The sequence below is a fragment of the Pseudomonas entomophila genome (assembly GCF_013523165.1).
Classification (GTDB): Bacteria; Pseudomonadota; Gammaproteobacteria; order Pseudomonadales; family Pseudomonadaceae; genus Aquipseudomonas; species Aquipseudomonas entomophila_A.
In genome coordinates this window covers 194938-210912 of the sequence record NZ_JAAMQI010000008.1, presented here as the reverse complement: position 1 = coordinate 210912, position 15975 = coordinate 194938, and the positions used below count along the sequence as shown (strand labels likewise).

General features: G+C 63.2%; 13 protein-coding genes. 6 read left to right on the top strand and 7 right to left on the bottom strand.

Features of this window, described 5'->3' with window-relative positions; all coding sequences use genetic code 11:
• Nucleotides 1–340: transposase (locus G7Z99_RS09170; RefSeq protein ID WP_181093389.1), on the top strand; the 340-nt coding region annotated here is incomplete at its 5' end.
• Between the two features lie 297 nt (nt 341–637).
• On the opposite strand, the gene G7Z99_RS09165 is transcribed toward G7Z99_RS09170, so the two are convergent.
• A complete protein-coding gene (locus G7Z99_RS09165) occupies nt 638–1525 on the bottom strand; it encodes a lysophospholipid acyltransferase (RefSeq protein WP_181093388.1) in 888 nt (295 codons plus the stop codon).
• Nucleotides 1526–1536: 11 nt separating this feature from the next.
• On the bottom strand, nt 1537–2118 hold the full coding sequence (locus tag G7Z99_RS09160) for a DNA-3-methyladenine glycosylase I (RefSeq protein ID WP_181093387.1): 582 nt from the start codon (nt 2116–2118) through the stop codon (nt 1537–1539).
• Nucleotides 2119–2200: 82 nt separating this feature from the next.
• Between G7Z99_RS09160 and glyQ the strand changes: the two genes are divergently transcribed.
• From glyQ to G7Z99_RS09140, 4 genes are read left to right on the top strand one after another with little or no spacing between them, the layout of a single operon-like run.
• Nucleotides 2201–3148 (top strand): glycine--tRNA ligase subunit alpha, encoded by a 948-nt coding sequence (gene glyQ / locus G7Z99_RS09155; RefSeq protein ID WP_181093386.1) that lies wholly within the window; start codon nt 2201–2203, stop codon nt 3146–3148.
• Nucleotides 3145–5199, top strand: coding sequence for a glycine--tRNA ligase subunit beta (gene glyS, locus G7Z99_RS09150; protein WP_181093385.1), 2055 nt, complete (start codon nt 3145–3147; stop codon nt 5197–5199). Before glyQ ends, glyS begins: the two co-directional genes overlap by 4 nt.
• A gap of 3 nt (nt 5200–5202) precedes the next feature.
• A complete protein-coding gene (gene gmhB, locus G7Z99_RS09145) occupies nt 5203–5733 on the top strand; it encodes a D-glycero-beta-D-manno-heptose 1,7-bisphosphate 7-phosphatase (protein WP_181093383.1) in 531 nt (176 codons plus the stop codon).
• 57 nt (nt 5734–5790) lie between these two features.
• The gene (locus G7Z99_RS09140; RefSeq protein ID WP_181093382.1) at nt 5791–6573 is read left to right on the top strand and encodes a lysophospholipid acyltransferase family protein; all 783 of its coding nucleotides are present in this window, start codon (nt 5791–5793) and stop codon (nt 6571–6573) included.
• A gap of 264 nt (nt 6574–6837) precedes the next feature.
• Here G7Z99_RS09140 and G7Z99_RS09135 read toward each other — a convergent pair whose 3' ends face one another.
• Together G7Z99_RS09135 and G7Z99_RS09130 are read right to left on the bottom strand one after the other, a co-directional pair.
• Entirely contained in the window at nt 6838–8457 is a 1620-nt protein-coding gene (locus tag G7Z99_RS09135) for an MFS transporter (protein WP_181093380.1), read from the bottom strand.
• Between the two features lie 95 nt (nt 8458–8552).
• Nucleotides 8553–10199 carry a GMC family oxidoreductase gene (locus G7Z99_RS09130; RefSeq protein WP_181093378.1) on the bottom strand — a complete coding sequence of 549 codons (1647 nt, stop codon included), beginning with the start codon at nt 10197–10199 and terminating at the stop codon, nt 8553–8555.
• A 139-nt stretch (nt 10200–10338) separates the two neighbouring features.
• Between G7Z99_RS09130 and G7Z99_RS09125 the strand changes: the two genes are divergently transcribed.
• The gene (locus G7Z99_RS09125; protein ID WP_181093376.1) at nt 10339–11226 is read left to right on the top strand and encodes a LysR family transcriptional regulator; all 888 of its coding nucleotides are present in this window, start codon (nt 10339–10341) and stop codon (nt 11224–11226) included.
• Nucleotides 11227–11291: 65 nt separating this feature from the next.
• Here G7Z99_RS09125 and gyrB read toward each other — a convergent pair whose 3' ends face one another.
• From gyrB to dnaN, 3 genes are read right to left on the bottom strand one after another with little or no spacing between them, the layout of a single operon-like run.
• Nucleotides 11292–13712, bottom strand: coding sequence for a DNA topoisomerase (ATP-hydrolyzing) subunit B (gyrB, locus tag G7Z99_RS09120; protein ID WP_181093374.1), 2421 nt, complete (start codon nt 13710–13712; stop codon nt 11292–11294).
• Between the two features lie 4 nt (nt 13713–13716).
• Nucleotides 13717–14820 carry a DNA replication/repair protein RecF gene (gene recF / locus G7Z99_RS09115; protein ID WP_181093373.1) on the bottom strand — a complete coding sequence of 368 codons (1104 nt, stop codon included), beginning with the start codon at nt 14818–14820 and terminating at the stop codon, nt 13717–13719.
• A gap of 14 nt (nt 14821–14834) precedes the next feature.
• Nucleotides 14835–15938, bottom strand: a complete 1104-nt coding sequence (dnaN, locus tag G7Z99_RS09110; RefSeq protein ID WP_181093371.1) for a DNA polymerase III subunit beta — start codon at nt 15936–15938, stop codon at nt 14835–14837.
• Nucleotides 15939–15975: the final 37 nt, after the last annotated feature.

Below are 15975 nucleotides of genomic sequence, written 5' to 3'. Positions count from 1 at the left end.
TCTCACCGCTGCGCGCTTGGTCGCCACCTACCAGCGGGGTGAGTTCAAGAGTGCCGATGCCTTCATCGCTTTTCTGGGAATGGACTTGCGAGTGGCTCAGTCGGGCAAGAAAAAAGAACGCTCGACGCTGACCAAGCGGGGTGATCCAGAGGTCCGTCGTCTGCTGCACAATGCGGCGATGTCAGCAGGCAGGACAACTGCTTGGAAAACGTTTTATGAAGACAAGCAGAGCCACGGTTTTAAAAAGACCCAAGTCCTGGTCATGCTGGCCCGCAAGCTGGCTCGGGTGGTCTTTGCCCTGATCAGAAGCGGAGAGGAATATCGTCCAAAAGCCGCTTGAGTCCTTGGCAATTACCATAGAATCTCCCACAGGTGGCTGCGATAGCCTGCAATTCCGCGCGGTGGGGCTACGGGTGTAGGAGCGGCCCCTGCCGGGGCGCCGGACCGGCCGCGATGGGCCGCAAAGCGGCCCTAAAATCGATTAGCAGTAAAGCCCCGGACCCTGCTAACTATCGTCATGTTCTCTGCGCGACAGCGCGGCGCCAAGGCGGCGGGCGGACTCCCACAGGAGGATGAACCGCTCTGCCAGATCAGCGCTGCGGCCAACCGGGAAGCCGCACGCAAGCCTGCCGACCGCTCAATACCACCGCGCCTCGCCGGCCGGTCGTTTCTTGAAGCGTTTCATGCTCCACATGTACTGGCTGGGGTAGGCCCGTACGTAGCGCTCCACCACCTGGCTCATCGCCGCCGCCGAGGTTTCGGTGTCGGTGCTGTACATCGCCTCCGGGGCTGCCTCGAGGATGACCTTGAACCCTGACCCGTCCGGCAGGCGCAGGGCGTGCAGGAACACCCCGACCGCCTTGCCACCGGCCAGCATGTTCGGCACGAACTTGCTGGTCAGCGCCTGGGTGCCGAGGAACGGCACGAACACGCCTGCCGACTCGGCCGGCTCCGGGTCGGCCGGGATGCCGACCTGACCGCCACGGCGCACTTCCTTGATGACGCTGAGGATGCCCTCCTTGGTCGAGGGCGCCACGCGGTTGCCCATCTGCACACGCTGTTCGCGCAGCAGGTCGTCGACCGCCTTGAGCTTGGGTGGGCGGTAGAAGATGATCGGCTTGCACTGGTCGCAATAGAAGTGGTTGAGCACTTCCCAGTTGCCCAGGTGGCTGGTGATGCCGACCACGCCCTTGCCGGAAGCCAGGGCCTCCTGAAGCACCTCCAGGCCTTGCACCTCACGCACCAGGGCCAGGGAGCGGTGCGCCGGCCAGATCCAGGCACAGGCGCTCTCGGTGAACGACTTGCCGATGTCCATCAGCGCCCGCCCGACCAGTTGCTCGCGCGCGTCGGGCGTCATCTCGGGGAAACATTTGGCCAGGTTGATGCGCACCACGTTGCGCGAACCGTTGGGCAGTTTCCACATCAGCCAGCCGATGCCGGCACCGACCTTCTGTACCGCACCCCAGGGCAGCTTGGCGAACAGCCGCAGCATCCCCACCATCAGGGCGCCTTTGAACTTTTCCACAGGCCGACTCCTTATTGATCCAAGGGGAGCATTGTAACGCCTGCCGTGGCCAGCGCGGCGTAGCGATCGCACTCGACGGTGTGGTCCATGACCATGCCGGTCGCCTGCATGAACGCGTAGCAGATGGTCGGGCCGACGAAGGTGAAGCCGGCCTTGCGCAAGGCCTTGCTCATGGCCTCGGCCTCGGCCGTGATGGCCGGCACTTCGCTGCGGTCGCGGAAATGATTGATCCGTGGCACACCGCCGACGAACGACCACAGCCACTCGGCCGGATGCTCCAGCGCCAGCCAGGCACGTGCGTTCTGCCGAACTGCCTGGAGCTTGAGCCGATTGCGGATGATGCCGGGGTCGAGCATCAGCGCATCGATCCGTTCGTCGCTCAATCGCGCCAGGCGCCCGGGGTCGAAACCGTCGAGCACCTGGCGATAACGTTCGCGCTTGCGCAGGACCGTCAGCCACGAGAGACCGGCCTGGAAACCCTCGAGCAGCAGCATCTCGAACAGCTGCGCAGGGTCGTGCGTGGGCCGCCCCCATTCGTGGTCGTGATAGGCCTGGTACAGGGGGTCGTCGGTGCACCAAAAGCAGCGCGGCATAAGGCTCCAAGGGTAGAGGGAAGAACGAATCGGGGTATACTCCCGCTCTTTACATCCGCATCCCTCGATACAGGTGAATTTCGTGAGCCAGCCTACGCCAGCCGTGCGTACCTTCCAAGACCTGATCCTCGCCCTGCAGCAGTACTGGGCCGAGCAAGGTTGTGTGGTGCTTCAGCCCTACGATATGGAAGTAGGCGCCGGCACCTTTCACACCGCCACCTTCCTGCGTGCCGTAGGCCCGGAGAGCTGGAACGCCGCCTACGTGCAGCCCAGCCGTCGTCCGGCCGATGGCCGTTATGGCGAAAACCCCAACCGCCTGCAGCACTACTACCAGTTCCAGGTCGTGCTCAAGCCCAACCCGGCCAACTTCCAGGAACTGTACCTGGGGTCGCTCAAGGCCATCGGGCTGGATCCGCTGGTGCACGACGTGCGCTTCGTCGAGGACAACTGGGAGTCGCCGACCCTGGGCGCCTGGGGCCTGGGCTGGGAAATCTGGCTCAACGGCATGGAAGTGACGCAGTTCACCTACTTCCAGCAGGCCGGCGGTATCGAGTGCTACCCGGTGACCGGCGAGATCACCTACGGCCTCGAGCGCCTGGCCATGTACCTGCAGGGCGTGGACTCGGTGTACGACCTGGTCTGGGCCGACGGCCCGTTCGGCAAGGTCACCTATGGCGATGTGTTCCACCAGAACGAAGTGGAGCAGTCGACCTACAACTTCGAGCACGCCAACGTCGACAAGCTGTTCGAGCTGTTCGATTTCTACGAAAGCGAAGCGAATCGCCTGATCAAGCTCGACTTGCCGCTGCCGACCTATGAAATGGTCCTGAAGGCCTCGCACACCTTCAACCTGCTCGATGCCCGTCGCGCCATCTCGGTGACCGAGCGCCAGCGCTACATCCTGCGTGTGCGTACCCTGGCCCGCGACGTGGCCCACAGCTACCTGCAAGCCCGTGCACGCATGGGCTTCCCGATGGCGACCCCTGAACTGCGTGACGAAGCGTTGGCTAAGCTGGAGGCGGCACAATGAGTGCACACGATTTTCTGGTCGAACTGGGCACCGAAGAGCTGCCTCCCAAGGCGCTGTCCAGCCTGGGCGACGCCTTCCTGGCCGGTATCGAGAAAGGCCTGCAGGCTGCAGGCCTGAAGTACACCGCCAAACAGGTCTATGCCGCGCCGCGCCGCCTGGCCGTGCTGATCAGCCAGCTCGACGTGCAGCAGCCGGACCGCAGCATCACCGTCGATGGCCCGCCCCTGCAGGCCGCCTTCGACGCCGAAGGCAATCCGACGCAGGCTGCCTTGGGCTTTGCCAAGAAGTGTGGCGTCGAGCTGTCGGACATCGACCAGAGTGGCCCGAAGCTGCGGTTCTCTCAGCACATTCCGGGCAAGCCGAGCGCCAGCCTGCTGCCGACCATCGTCGAAGACTCGCTCAACGACCTGCCCATCCCCAAGCGCATGCGCTGGGGTGCCGGCCGCGAAGAATTCGTGCGCCCGACCCAATGGCTGGTCATGCTGCTGGGCGACCAGGTCGTCGACTGCACGCTGCTGGGCCAGACCGCTGGGCGTGAGTCCCGTGGCCACCGCTTCCATCACCCGGACAACGTCACCATCGCTTCGCCGGCCAGCTACCTCGAGACCCTGCGCCAGGCCTACGTCCTGGCGGACTTCGCCGAGCGCCGCGAGCTGATCGCCAAGCGCACCGCCGAACTGGCGTTGCAGCAGGAAGGGACCGCGATCGTGCCGCCGGCCTTGCTGGACGAAGTCACCGCGCTGGTGGAGTGGCCCGTGCCGCTGGTGTGCTCGTTCGAGGAACGCTTCCTCGACGTGCCGCAGGAAGCCCTGATCACCACCATGCAGGACAACCAGAAGTACTTCTGCCTGCTCGACAGTGACGGCAAGCTGCTGCCGCGCTTCATCACCGTGGCCAACATCGAGAGCCGCGACCCGCGGCAGATCATCGAAGGCAACGAGAAGGTGGTGCGTCCGCGCCTGACCGACGCCGAGTTCTTCTTCAACCAGGACAAGAAGCAGCCGCTGGAAACGTTCAACGAGCGCTTGAAGAACGTGGTCTTCCAGGCGCAGCTGGGCAGCGTGTACGACAAGGCCGAGCGGGTGTCGCGCCTGGCGGCCTTCATCGCCCCGCACCTGGGGGGCGACGCACAGCGTGCGGCCCGTGCCGGCCTGCTGTCCAAGTGCGACCTGGCCACCGAGATGGTCGGAGAGTTCCCGGAGATGCAGGGCGTCGCCGGCTACTACTACGCGGTCAACGACGGTGAGCCGGAAGACGTCGCGCTGGCGCTGAACGAGCAGTACATGCCCCGCGGTGCGGGTGCCGAACTGCCTCAGACACTCACGGGTGCGGCGGTGGCCATCGCCGACAAGCTCGATACCCTGGTCGGTATCTTCGGCATCGGCATGCTGCCGACCGGCAGCAAGGATCCCTATGCCCTGCGCCGTGCCGCCCTGGGCGTGCTGCGCATCCTGATCGACAAGCAGCTGGACCTGGACCTGACCGACGCCGTGAGCTTCGCTGTCGCCCAGTACGGCAGCAAGGTCAAGGAAGCGGGCCTGACCGAGCTGGTCCTGGAGTTCATCTTCGACCGCCTGCGTGCACGCTACGAAGACGAAGGCGTCGATGTGGCCACCTACCTGTCGGTACGGGCGCTCAAGCCGGGTTCGGCCCTGGACTTCGACCAGCGCATCCAGGCCGTCCAGGCCTTCCGTCAGCTGCCCGAAGCCGATGCCCTGGCTGCGGTGAACAAGCGCGTCTCGAACCTGCTGAGCAAGGCCGAGGGCGCCGTCGCAGCCCAGGTCGAGCCGAAGTACTTCGACAACGCCAACGAGTTCTCGCTGTACTCGGCCATCCAGCAGGCCGACCAGGCCGTGCAACCCATGGCTGCGGCCCGCCAGTACAAGGAGTCGCTGGCACGCCTGGCTGCCCTGCGCGAGCCGGTGGATGCGTTCTTCGAGGCGGTGATGGTCAATGCCGAAGACCCCAACGTACGTGCCAACCGTTACGCCCTGCTCAGCCGTCTGCGTGGGCTGTTCCTGGGCGTGGCCGACATCTCGTTGCTGGGGTGAGCCGTGAAACTGCTGATACTCGACCGTGATGGCGTGATCAACCAGGACTCCGACGCCTACATCAAGTCATTGGAGGAATGGATCCCCATCCCGGGATCGATCGAGGCCATCGCACGGTTGAGTCAGGCGGGCTGGACCGTGGCCGTGGCCACCAATCAGTCCGGGCTGGCACGCGGCTACTACCCGCTTGCCACCCTGGACGCCATGCACGCGCGCCTGCGCGCGCTGGTGGACGACGCGGGGGGTGAAGTCGGGTTGATCGTGCATTGCCCCCACGGCCCGGACGACGGATGTGCCTGTCGCAAGCCGAAGCCCGGCATGCTGCACACCATCGCCACGCACTACCAGGCCGACCTGGCAGGCACGTGGTTCGTCGGCGACAGCGCGGGCGACCTGGATGCTGCCCTGGCCGTCGGTGCGCAGCCGGTCCTGGTCACCACGGGCAAAGGGTGCAAGACCCTGGCCAAAGGCGTGCCGCAAGGCACGTTGATTTTCGACGATCTGGCAGCGGTTGCCGGAGCACTCCTTTCGTAGCACGCCGTTTGGCGTGCTTTTCTTGAGCGGGCGTGTCCCGCAACGGTATCTGTCACTATGTCCATCGTGCGGGCGACCAGAATCCTTCTCTTTTACCTGCTGCTGGGAACCAGCTCCCTGCTGTGGTGCTCGCTGAGCTTCTTCATCGCGCCTTTCCTGCCGTTCCGTCAGCGCTACCGCTTCATCAACGTCTACTGGTGCCGCTTCGCGGTCCTGCTGGCCCGGGTGATCCTGGGCATTCGCTACCGGGTGACCGGCGAGGCGAACATTCCCCAGACGCCCTGCGTGATCCTGTCCAACCACCAGAGCACGTGGGAGACCTTTTTCCTGTCGGCCTACTTCCAGCCCTTGAGCCAGGTGCTCAAGCGCGAGCTGTTGTACGTGCCGTTCTTCGGTTGGGCAATGGCCATGCTGCGCCCCATCGCCATCGACCGGAACAACCCGAAGCAGGCCCTGCGTCAGGTCGCCAGCAAGGGCGACGAGCTGCTCAAGCAAGGGGTCTGGGTGCTGATCTTCCCGGAAGGCACACGTGTGCCCTTTGGACAGATCGGCAAGTTCTCCCGCGGTGGGACGGCCCTGGCGGTCAATGCCGGCCTGCCGGTCTTGCCGATCGCGCACAACGCCGGGAAATTCTGGCCGCGTGAAGGCTGGGGCAAACGCCCGGGCGTCATCGAGGTGGTGATTGGCGAACCCATGTATGCCGTGGGGACCGGTCCGCGCGCCGTCGCCGAGCTGAACGACCGTGCGGCAGCCTGGAACCAGGCGACCCAACAGGCCTTAGGCTCGATCGAGGCAGACGCCACGCCCGTGTTGGCGGACAGTGCCAATCCCCTGGCCTGACCGATTGTGGATAACGTGTGAGCAACTTTTGGATTACACGCCTGAAAATCACGCAACACACTGATTTTTATAGCTATTTTCGTGTATGACGTTTTCTCGAAAATCGTGCATAAGTTTTTGGCAGAACCTGAAAAGGGCCGTCACGTCAGCGATGTGGAAGGCGTGATGCCCGCGCAATCTGGCTGATGACGGCCCTTTGCGTTCAACTGGCGTCAGGATGGACAGCTTTTGTTCATCTTGCTCCAGTTCCCCCGGCAGGCATCCTCATACCTTGTCGATGTCCACGTCCCGCGTCTCCTTCAAGCAGAACAGCCCGACCACGAGGCTGACCCCGGTGATCAGCACCGGATACCAGAGGCCATAGAAGATATCCCCGGTGTACACCACCAAGGCGAAGGACACCGTGGGCAGGAAACCGCCGAACCAGCCGTTGCCGATGTGATAGGGCAGGGACATCGACGTGTAGCGGATCCGGGTAGGGAACAGCTCGACCATGACGGCTGCCAGCGGACCATAGGTCATCGTGGCGATCAGGATCATGGCGACGATCAGCACCACCACCATGAGTTCGTTCACCTGGGCCGGGTCTGCCTTGGCAGGGTAGCCCGCCGCTTCGACCGCCTGACGCATGGCCTGCTCATCGAACCCGGTGATCGAGCGGTCACCGATGCTGACCACCACCTCGGACCCTTGGGTCGCCTGGGACGAGTAGGGCAGGCCTTGCTTGACCAGGAAGGTCTTGACCTTGTCGCAAGGGCTGTCGAAGCGTGCCTTGCCCACAGGGTCGAACTGGAAGGTGCAGCCACTCGGATCGGCGGTGACGACGATGGGCGCCTGGCGGCTGGCGGCGTCGATCTGTGGGTTGGCGTAGTGGCTCAGGCCCTTGAACAAGGGGAAGTAGAGCACCGTGGCCAGCAGCAGGCCCAGCATCAGGATGGGTTTGCGGCCGATCCGGTCGGACAGCCAGCCGAAGAACACGAAGAACGGTGCGGCAATGATCACGCTGATGATCAGCAGCGTCGTGGCCTGGGCTGCATCCACCTTCAACATCTGGGTCAGGAAGAACAGCACGTAGAACTGGGCCGTGTAGAAGGTCACGGCCTGGCCGGCATTGATGCTGAACAGCGCGGTCAGGACGACCTTGAGGTTGGGCCAGGAGGTGAAGGATTCACGGATGGGTGAGGTGCTGAGCTTGCCTTCGGCTTTCATGCGCACGAACGCCGGCGACTCTTCCATGCTCATGCGGATCCAGGTGGAGATCCCCAGCAGCACGATCGACAGCAGGAAGGGCAGGCGCCAGCCCCAGGTCTCGAAGGCGTCCCCACTGATGTAGCGGCTGCCCAGTACCACGATCAGCGACAGCAGCAGGCCCAGGGTGGCGGTGGACTGGATGAAGCCGGTATGAAAGCCGCGCTTGCCGGGCGGTGCATGCTCGGCCACGTAGGTGGCTGCGCCACCGTATTCGCCCCCCAGCGCCAGGCCTTGCAGCATGCGCAGCAGCACCAGCAGGATCGGGGCGGCAATGCCGATGGTGGCGTAGGTCGGTAGTAGCCCGACCGCGAAAGTGGACAGGCCCATCAGCACGATGGTGACGAGGAAGGTGTACTTGCGCCCGATCATGTCGCCAAGCCGGCCGAACACCAAGGCTCCGAAGGGACGTACTAGGAAGCCCGCGGCGAACGCCATCAACGCCAGGATGAAGGCGGTGGTGTCGTTCACGCCGGCGAAGAATTGCTTGCTGATCACCGCCGCCAGGGCGCCGTAGAGAAAGAAGTCGTACCACTCGAAGACCGTTCCGAGGGACGAGGCGAAGATCACCTTTCGTTCTTCTCGAGGGGACACGCTGGCAGCGGCGGTGCCGTGCCCTTGGATGTAGTTCGGCATGGTCGTTTATCCTCGGCCCTTGAGGCCACAGTGATTATTCTTGTTGTTCCACTGCAGACAGCCTCCGACGACTGGGCTGTCACCGACCGCGTCCGTCAGGACGTGGGTACGTGTTTCGGGTCCTCCAGGCGCTGTTCGAGGGGGAGTGCCTTGATCAGGCGCGCGGCCTTCTCGGCAATCATGAGGGTAGGGGTGCAGGTATTGCCCGACACGATCGTCGGCATGATCGACGCATCGGCCACGCGCAGGCCCGGCACACCGCGAACGCGCAGCTGGCTGTCGACCACGTCCATCGTGCCCTGACCCATGCGGCAGGTGCCCACGGGGTGAAAGATGGTGGTGCCGATCTGACGCGCGGCTTCGTGAAGCGCTTCCGTGCTGCACAACGAAGGACCCGGCTTGTATTCCTGCGGCGCGAATGGAGCCAGGGCGGGCGCGGCGACGATGCGCCGTGTCAGGCGGATGGCCTCGGCAGCGACACGCAGATCTTCTTCTTCGGCCAGGTAATTGGGGTCGATCAGGGGCGCCAGGGCCATGTCTGCCGACCGAATGTCGATGCGGCCACGGCTGACCGGTCGCAGGTTGCAGACGGAGGCGGTGAACGCCGGGAAGCGGTGCAACGGCTCGCCAAAGCGCTCCAGTGACAAGGGCTGCACGTGGTACTGAAGGTTGGGGGTGGCCTGGCCAGGGTCCGAGCGGACGAAAGCGCCCAGCTGACTGGGCGCCATCGCCATCGGCCCACTGCGGTCATACAGGTAGCGCAGGCCCATGCCCAGCTTGCCCCACGGGCTGTTGGCCATCTGGTTGAGGGTGCGCGCATTGCGCACCTCGTAGACCAGGCGCAATTGCAGGTGGTCTTGCAAGTTGCCCCCTACGCCCGGCAGCTCGTGCCGTACGCCGATGCCCAGCCCCTCGAGCAGGCTGCGCGGGCCGATACCCGAGCGTTGCAGGATGCCAGGCGACCCGACGGCGCCCGCGCACAGGATGATCTCGCGGCGGGCTTCAAAGGTCTGCCAGCGTCCCTGATGCATGGCTTTGACCGCTGTGGCACGTGCCTGGTCGAGCAGGACACGATCGACCTGGACGTCGGTGAGCACGGTCAGGTTGGGACGTTGCAGGATGGGCTTGATGAAAGCCTTCGACGCGTTCCAGCGCACGCCGCTGCGCTGGTTCACCTGGAAATAGCCGCTGCCCTGGTTGTCACCGGTATTGAAGTCCTCCACCTTCGCGATGCCCACCTGCTCGGCGGCGTCGCGAAACGCTTCGAGGATCGGCCAGTGGTAGCGCTGCGACTCCACCCGCCATTCACCCTGCGCCCCATGATGATCGCTGCCCCCGCCGAAATGGTGCTCGCAGGCCATGAACAACGGCAGCACGTCGTTCCACGACCACCCCGCGTTGCCGGACTCGGCCCATCGGTCGTAGTCGGCAGCCTGTCCACGCATGTAGATCATGCCGTTGATGGACGAACAGCCACCCAGCACCCGGCCACGCGGATAGCCCAGGCTGCGTCCGCCCAGCCCCGGCTGTGGCTCGGTCTTGAAGCACCAATCGGTGCGTGGGTTGCCGATGCAGTACAAGTACCCGACGGGGACATGGATCCAGGGATAATTGTCGCGGCCACCTGCTTCGAGCAACAGCACGCGGCAGGTGGGGTCGGCGGACAGACGATTGGCCAGCAGGCAGCCGGCAGGGCCTGCGCCTACCACGATGTAGTCGAAGCGCGAATCGACTGGCGGCATGGGAACGACCTCGTGATCGTATGTTGTTCTTGTCGCGCTTAAGGTTAGTGTCTAATTTCGTTACCGAAGCGTTCGTTTTCGCGCAGCGGCTGTGCGTTTTGGCACAGCGCCCGTACGACATTCAGGGAGGGGGAGGGGCATGTTCGACTGGAACGATCTACGGTTTTTCCTCGAGCTGCAGCGCAGTGGGCGCCTGCTGACAGCGGCCAAGCGCCTCGGTACCACGCACAGCACGGTGGCCCGTCATATCGAGACCATCGAAGGCAGCCTTGGCACGGCGTTGTTCGTGCAACACGCCCAAGGCTACGAGTTGACGCCTGCAGGCCAGGCCCTGCTCAAGCACGCTGAAGCCATGGAAAACGTCGCCCTGCTGGCGCAGGAAGAAATCACCCAGAGCATCACCCCCCTGGGCAAGATCCGCCTGGGCGTGACCGAAGGGATCGGCATCCTGTTCTTCACACCCCAGCTCAATGCGCTGTTCTCGCGCTATCCGGGGCTCGAGGTCGAGCTGGTCGCCGTTCCTCGCTTCGTCAGCATCCTGAACCGTGAGGCCGATATCAGCATCCACCTCGAGCGGCCGGATGCCGATGTGCTGATCACACGCAAGCTGACCGACTACCGGCTCGCGCTGTACGCCAGTCGGGCCTACCTGGACGACGCGCCGCTGGTACGCAGCCGTGACGACCTGGCCCAGCACACGTGGATCGGCTACGTGGATGACCTGCTGTTCAGCAAGGAGCTGCTGTTTCTCAACAGCTTCTGCCGCCACCCCAAGGTGATGTTCCGCAGCACCAGCGTCATCGCTCAACAACAGGCAGCACGCGCGGGCCTGGGTATCGCCGTGCTGCCCAACTACATGGCCAGCCAGGACCCGGAGTTGGTCAGGGTATTGCCAGGCGAGGCCCTGCAACGCAGCTACTGGATCAGTACCCGGCGGGAGTTGCACAAGTCGGTACGGCTGAGGGTGGTGTGGGATTATCTATTGGCGCTGTGCGCGCAGAAGCAGGCGATCCTGCTGGCAGACTGAGGGGAGGGAAGTGATGCGGCATGAACACCCTCGAACCCGTGCAGGTTCGAGGGTGGTTTTCCGGGTCAGAAGTCCAGGTTGGACACGGCCAGGGCATTGCCCTCGATGAACTCACGACGCGGCTCGACCGCATCGCCCATCAAGGTGTTGAACAGCTGGTCCGCAGCGATCGCGTCCTCGATCGTCACCTTCAGCATGCGACGCACGGCCGGGTCCATGGTGGTTTCCCACAGCTGGTCCGGGTTCATCTCGCCGAGCCCTTTGTAACGCTGGATGGTGTAGCGCTTGGAGGTTTCGGTCATCAGCCAGTCCAGCGCTTCCTTGAACTCCTGGATGGCCTTCTTGCGTTCGCCTCGCTGCACGTAGGCGCCTTCACCCAACAACGTCGACAGCCTGGCACCCAAGGTCACGACGGTACGGTAGTCGTTACTGCCGAAGAAATCGCGGTTGAAGGTGACGTAGCTGGCCAGGCCATGAGAGGTGATCTCCACCTCGGGCAGCCAGACATTGCGCTCCTTGTCTTCACGCAAGGCCGCCTTGTAGACGAGACCCGACTTCTGGCTACCGTTCAGGCGCGCCTGGAACTGCTCCATCCAGGCTTGCATGGCCGCGTGGTCACCCAACTGCTCGGACGGGACTTCCGGCAGGTAGATGAAGTGCTCGGTGATCTCTTCCGGGTACAGGCGAGACAACCGCTTGAGGGTCTTCATCACGCTGCGGAACTCGTTCACCAGACGCTCCAGTTCCACACCCGACACGGGTGGGGCGGCTTCGTCCAGGTGCAGGCTGGCGTCTTCCAGGGCCGCCTGGGTCAGGTACTCTTCCTTGGCCTCGTCGTCCTTGAGGTACTGCTCCTGCTTGCCACGCTTGATCTTGTAGAGCGGCGGCTGGGCGATGTAGATGTAGCCACGCTCCACCAGCTCTGGCAGTTGACGGAAGAAGAAGGTCAGCAGCAGGGTACGGATGTGCGAACCGTCGACGTCAGCATCGGTCATGATGATGATGTTGTGATAGCGCAACTTGTCGATGTTGTACTCGTCACGTCCGATCCCGCAGCCCAGCGCGGTAATCAGCGTGCCGACTTCCTGGGACGAGATCATCTTGTCGAAGCGTGCTTTCTCGACGTTGAGGATCTTGCCCTTGAGCGGCAGGATGGCCTGGGTCTTGCGGTTGCGGCCTTGCTTGGCCGACCCTCCTGCGGAGTCACCCTCCACCAGGTAGAGCTCGGAGAGCGCCGGGTCCTTCTCCTGACAGTCCGCCAGCTTGCCCGGCAGGCCCGCGATGTCCAGGGCGCCTTTGCGGCGAGTCATCTCGCGTGCCTTGCGCGCCGCTTCACGGGCACGGGCAGCATCGATCATCTTGCCGACGACGGCCTTGGCTTCGTTCGGGTTCTCCAGCAGGAAGTCGGAGAAGTACTTGTTCATCTCCTGTTCCACGGCAGTTTTCACTTCCGAGGAGACCAGCTTGTCCTTGGTCTGCGAGCTGAACTTGGGATCGGGCACCTTGACCGAGATGATCGCGGTCAAACCTTCACGGGCATCGTCGCCCGTGGTGGAGACCTTGTTCTTCTTGGCCAGGCCTTCCTGCTCGATGTAGTTGTTCAGGTTGCGCGTCAAGGCCGAACGGAAGCCCACCAAGTGGGTACCACCGTCGCGCTGAGGGATGTTGTTGGTGAAGCACAACAGGTTTTCGTTGAAGCTGTCGTTCCACTGCAGGGCGATCTCGACACCGACGCCGTCGTCACGCTGCACGTTGAAGTGGAAGACCTGTGCGTTCACCGGTGTCTTGTTGGTGTTCAGGTATTCGACGAATGCGCTAAGGCCGCCTTCGTACTTGAAGAACTCTTCTTTGCCGGAGCGCTCGTCCTTCAGGAGGATGCCCACGCCCGAGTTCAGGAAGGACAGTTCCCGGATGCGCTTGGCCAGGATGTCCCAGCTGAAGTGGATGTTCTTGAAGGTCTCTGCGGACGGGTGGAAGTGGATGTGCGTGCCTGTGGTCTCGCTATCGCCCACGATCGCCATCGGCGCCTGGGGCACACCATGCACGTACGTCTGCTCCCAGATCTTGCCGCTGCGGCGCACGGTCAGGATGAGCTTCTCCGACAGCGCGTTGACCACGGAAACGCCTACCCCGTGCAGACCGCCCGAGACCTTGTACGAGTTGTCATCGAACTTACCGCCGGCGTGCAGGACGGTCATGATGACTTCGGCAGCGGAAACGCCTTCTTCCTTGTGCACGTCGACCGGGATACCACGGCCGTTGTCTCGCACGCTGATGGATTCGTCCGGGTGGATGATGACGGTGATGTCATCGCAGTGACCGGCCAGCGCTTCGTCGATCGAGTTGTCGAGGACTTCGAACACCATGTGGTGCAGGCCGCTGCCATCATCGGTATCGCCGATGTACATGCCGGGGCGCTTACGCACGGCATCCAGCCCTTTCAGCACCTTGATGCTGGAAGAGTCGTATGTTTGATTCTCGCTCATGCCTTCACTCCCGATGGTCGTGGGTCTGGGTGATACGGCCCTGTTCCACGTGGAACAGAGCGACAGGCGTATCCGTCTGCCAACCGTCCCTCAGTAATTCTTCGTCTACACAGGTGATGAATACCTGGCAGTTCAATTCTTCCAGCAAACGGCACAATGCACCGCGGTGGTCTTCGTCCAGTTCGGACGGCAAGTCGTCGACCAGGTAGATACAGCGCCCTTGCCGCGCCTGGTTGACCAGATGACCTTGGGCGATGCGCAAGGCGCAAACGACCAGCTTCTGCTGCCCACGTGACAGGATGTCGGCTGCGTTGTGGGTGCCTAGTCGCAATCGCAGATCCGCACGTTGTGGGCCTGCCTGGGTATGACCCAGCTGCTGGTCGCGGTGCAACGAGGTGGCCAGCACGGCCTGCAAGTCACGGTCCTTGTCCCAGCCACGGTAGTAGCTCAGGCTAAGACCATCGAGTTCGAGCAACTCGCCCAGCGTTCGCTCGAAGACAGGTTTCAAGGCTGTGATGTAACTGCGGCGAAACTCGTCAATTTCCACGCTGGCCGAGCACAATTCCCGGTCCCATGCCGCTTGCGAAGCGGTGTCAAGTGTACCATGCCGGAGCCACGAATTCCGTTGCCTGAGCGCCTTCTGTAGGCGCTGCCAGGTCGCCATGAATCGCGGTTCCACGTGGAACACACCCCAGTCCAGAAACTGCCGGCGAATCTTGGGAGCGCCCTCCAGCAGGCGGAAGCTGTCCGGGTTGATCAGCTGCAAGGGTAGGATTTCGGCCAACTGAGCCGTACCCCGCGCATTCTGCCCGTCGATGCGAATGGAAAAGTCACCTTGCCGCTCGCGTGCGATGCCGAGGTTACGGGTGCCACCCTGGATCAGATCGACCTGACCGAACACGGTACAGCTGGCCTGCTCGTGCTGAATGACGGGGTTGAGCCGTGTGCTGCGGAAGGACCGCGCCAGGCCCAGCAGGTGGATGGCTTCCAGCACGCTGGTCTTGCCGCTGCCGTTGTCGCCGTAGAGGATGTTGATCCTGGGGGAGGGTTCGAAGGTCACCGACTGCAGGTTGCGCACGCCGGTGACCGATACGCGTCGTAGGGACATGTAAGGCGCGTGGCTTAGAGACGCATGGGCATTACGACATACGAGGAATCGTCGTTGCCTGCTTCCTGGAGCAAGGCGCTGCTGTTGGAGTCGGACAGGAGCAGACGCACCTGATCGGTGGTCATCACGCCCAGCACGTCCAGCAGGTAGCTCACGTTGAATCCGATCTCCAGCGAAGCCCCCTCGTAATCGACGCTGATCTCTTCCTCGGCCTCTTCCTGTTCAGGGTTGTTGGCCTGGATCTTCAGTTGCCCATTCGCCAACTGCAAACGGATACCGCGGTATTTTTCGTTCGACAGGATCGCCGTGCGGCTGAAGGCTTCACGCAGCAGCTGGCGATCGCCCAGGACCAGCTTGTCGCCTCCCTTGGGCAGGACACGCTCGTAGTCCGGGAACTTGCCATCGACCAGCTTGGAGGTGAAGGTGAACTCGCCAGTGGTCGCGCGGATGTGGTGTTGTCCCAGCACGATGCTGACGGTGCCTTCAGGGTCGGTCAGCAGACGCGCCAGTTCGAGGATGCCCTTGCGGGGCACGATGACCTGATGCCGTTCGGTCTGGCCGACCGGTGCCTGCATGGCGCAAAGCGCCAGACGGTGCCCATCGGTGGCCACGGCACGCAACGTGTCGGTGGACACCTCGAGCAGCATGCCATTGAGGTAGTAACGAACGTCCTGCTGGGCCATGGCAAAGCTGGTGCGCTCGATGAGACGGCGCAGACGGCTCTGCTCGAGGGTGCAGGTCAGCGACCCTGGGCCTTCCTCGACCGTCGGGAAGTCGTTGGCCGGCAGGGTCGACAGCGTGAAGCGACTGCGCCCTGCCTTGACCAGCAACTTCTGCTCCTCGAGCCTGATGTCGATCAGCACGTCGCTGGGCAGACTCTTGCAGATGTCCATGAGCTTGCGCGCCGGCACGGTGATCTCGCCCGGTTCGGCAGGCTCTTCGAGCTGAACGCGGCCGATCAGCTCGACTTCGAGGTCGGTACCGGTCAACGACAGTTGCTGCCCCTGGACCACCAGCAGGACGTTGGACAGCACCGGCAAGGTCTGACGGCGCTCGACGACGCCTGCGACCAGTTGCAGGGGTTTCAACAGGGCTTCGCGTTGAATGGTGAAATGCATGGTCTAGTCCTTGCCTTCAATAAGCTTCGCCGCCGCC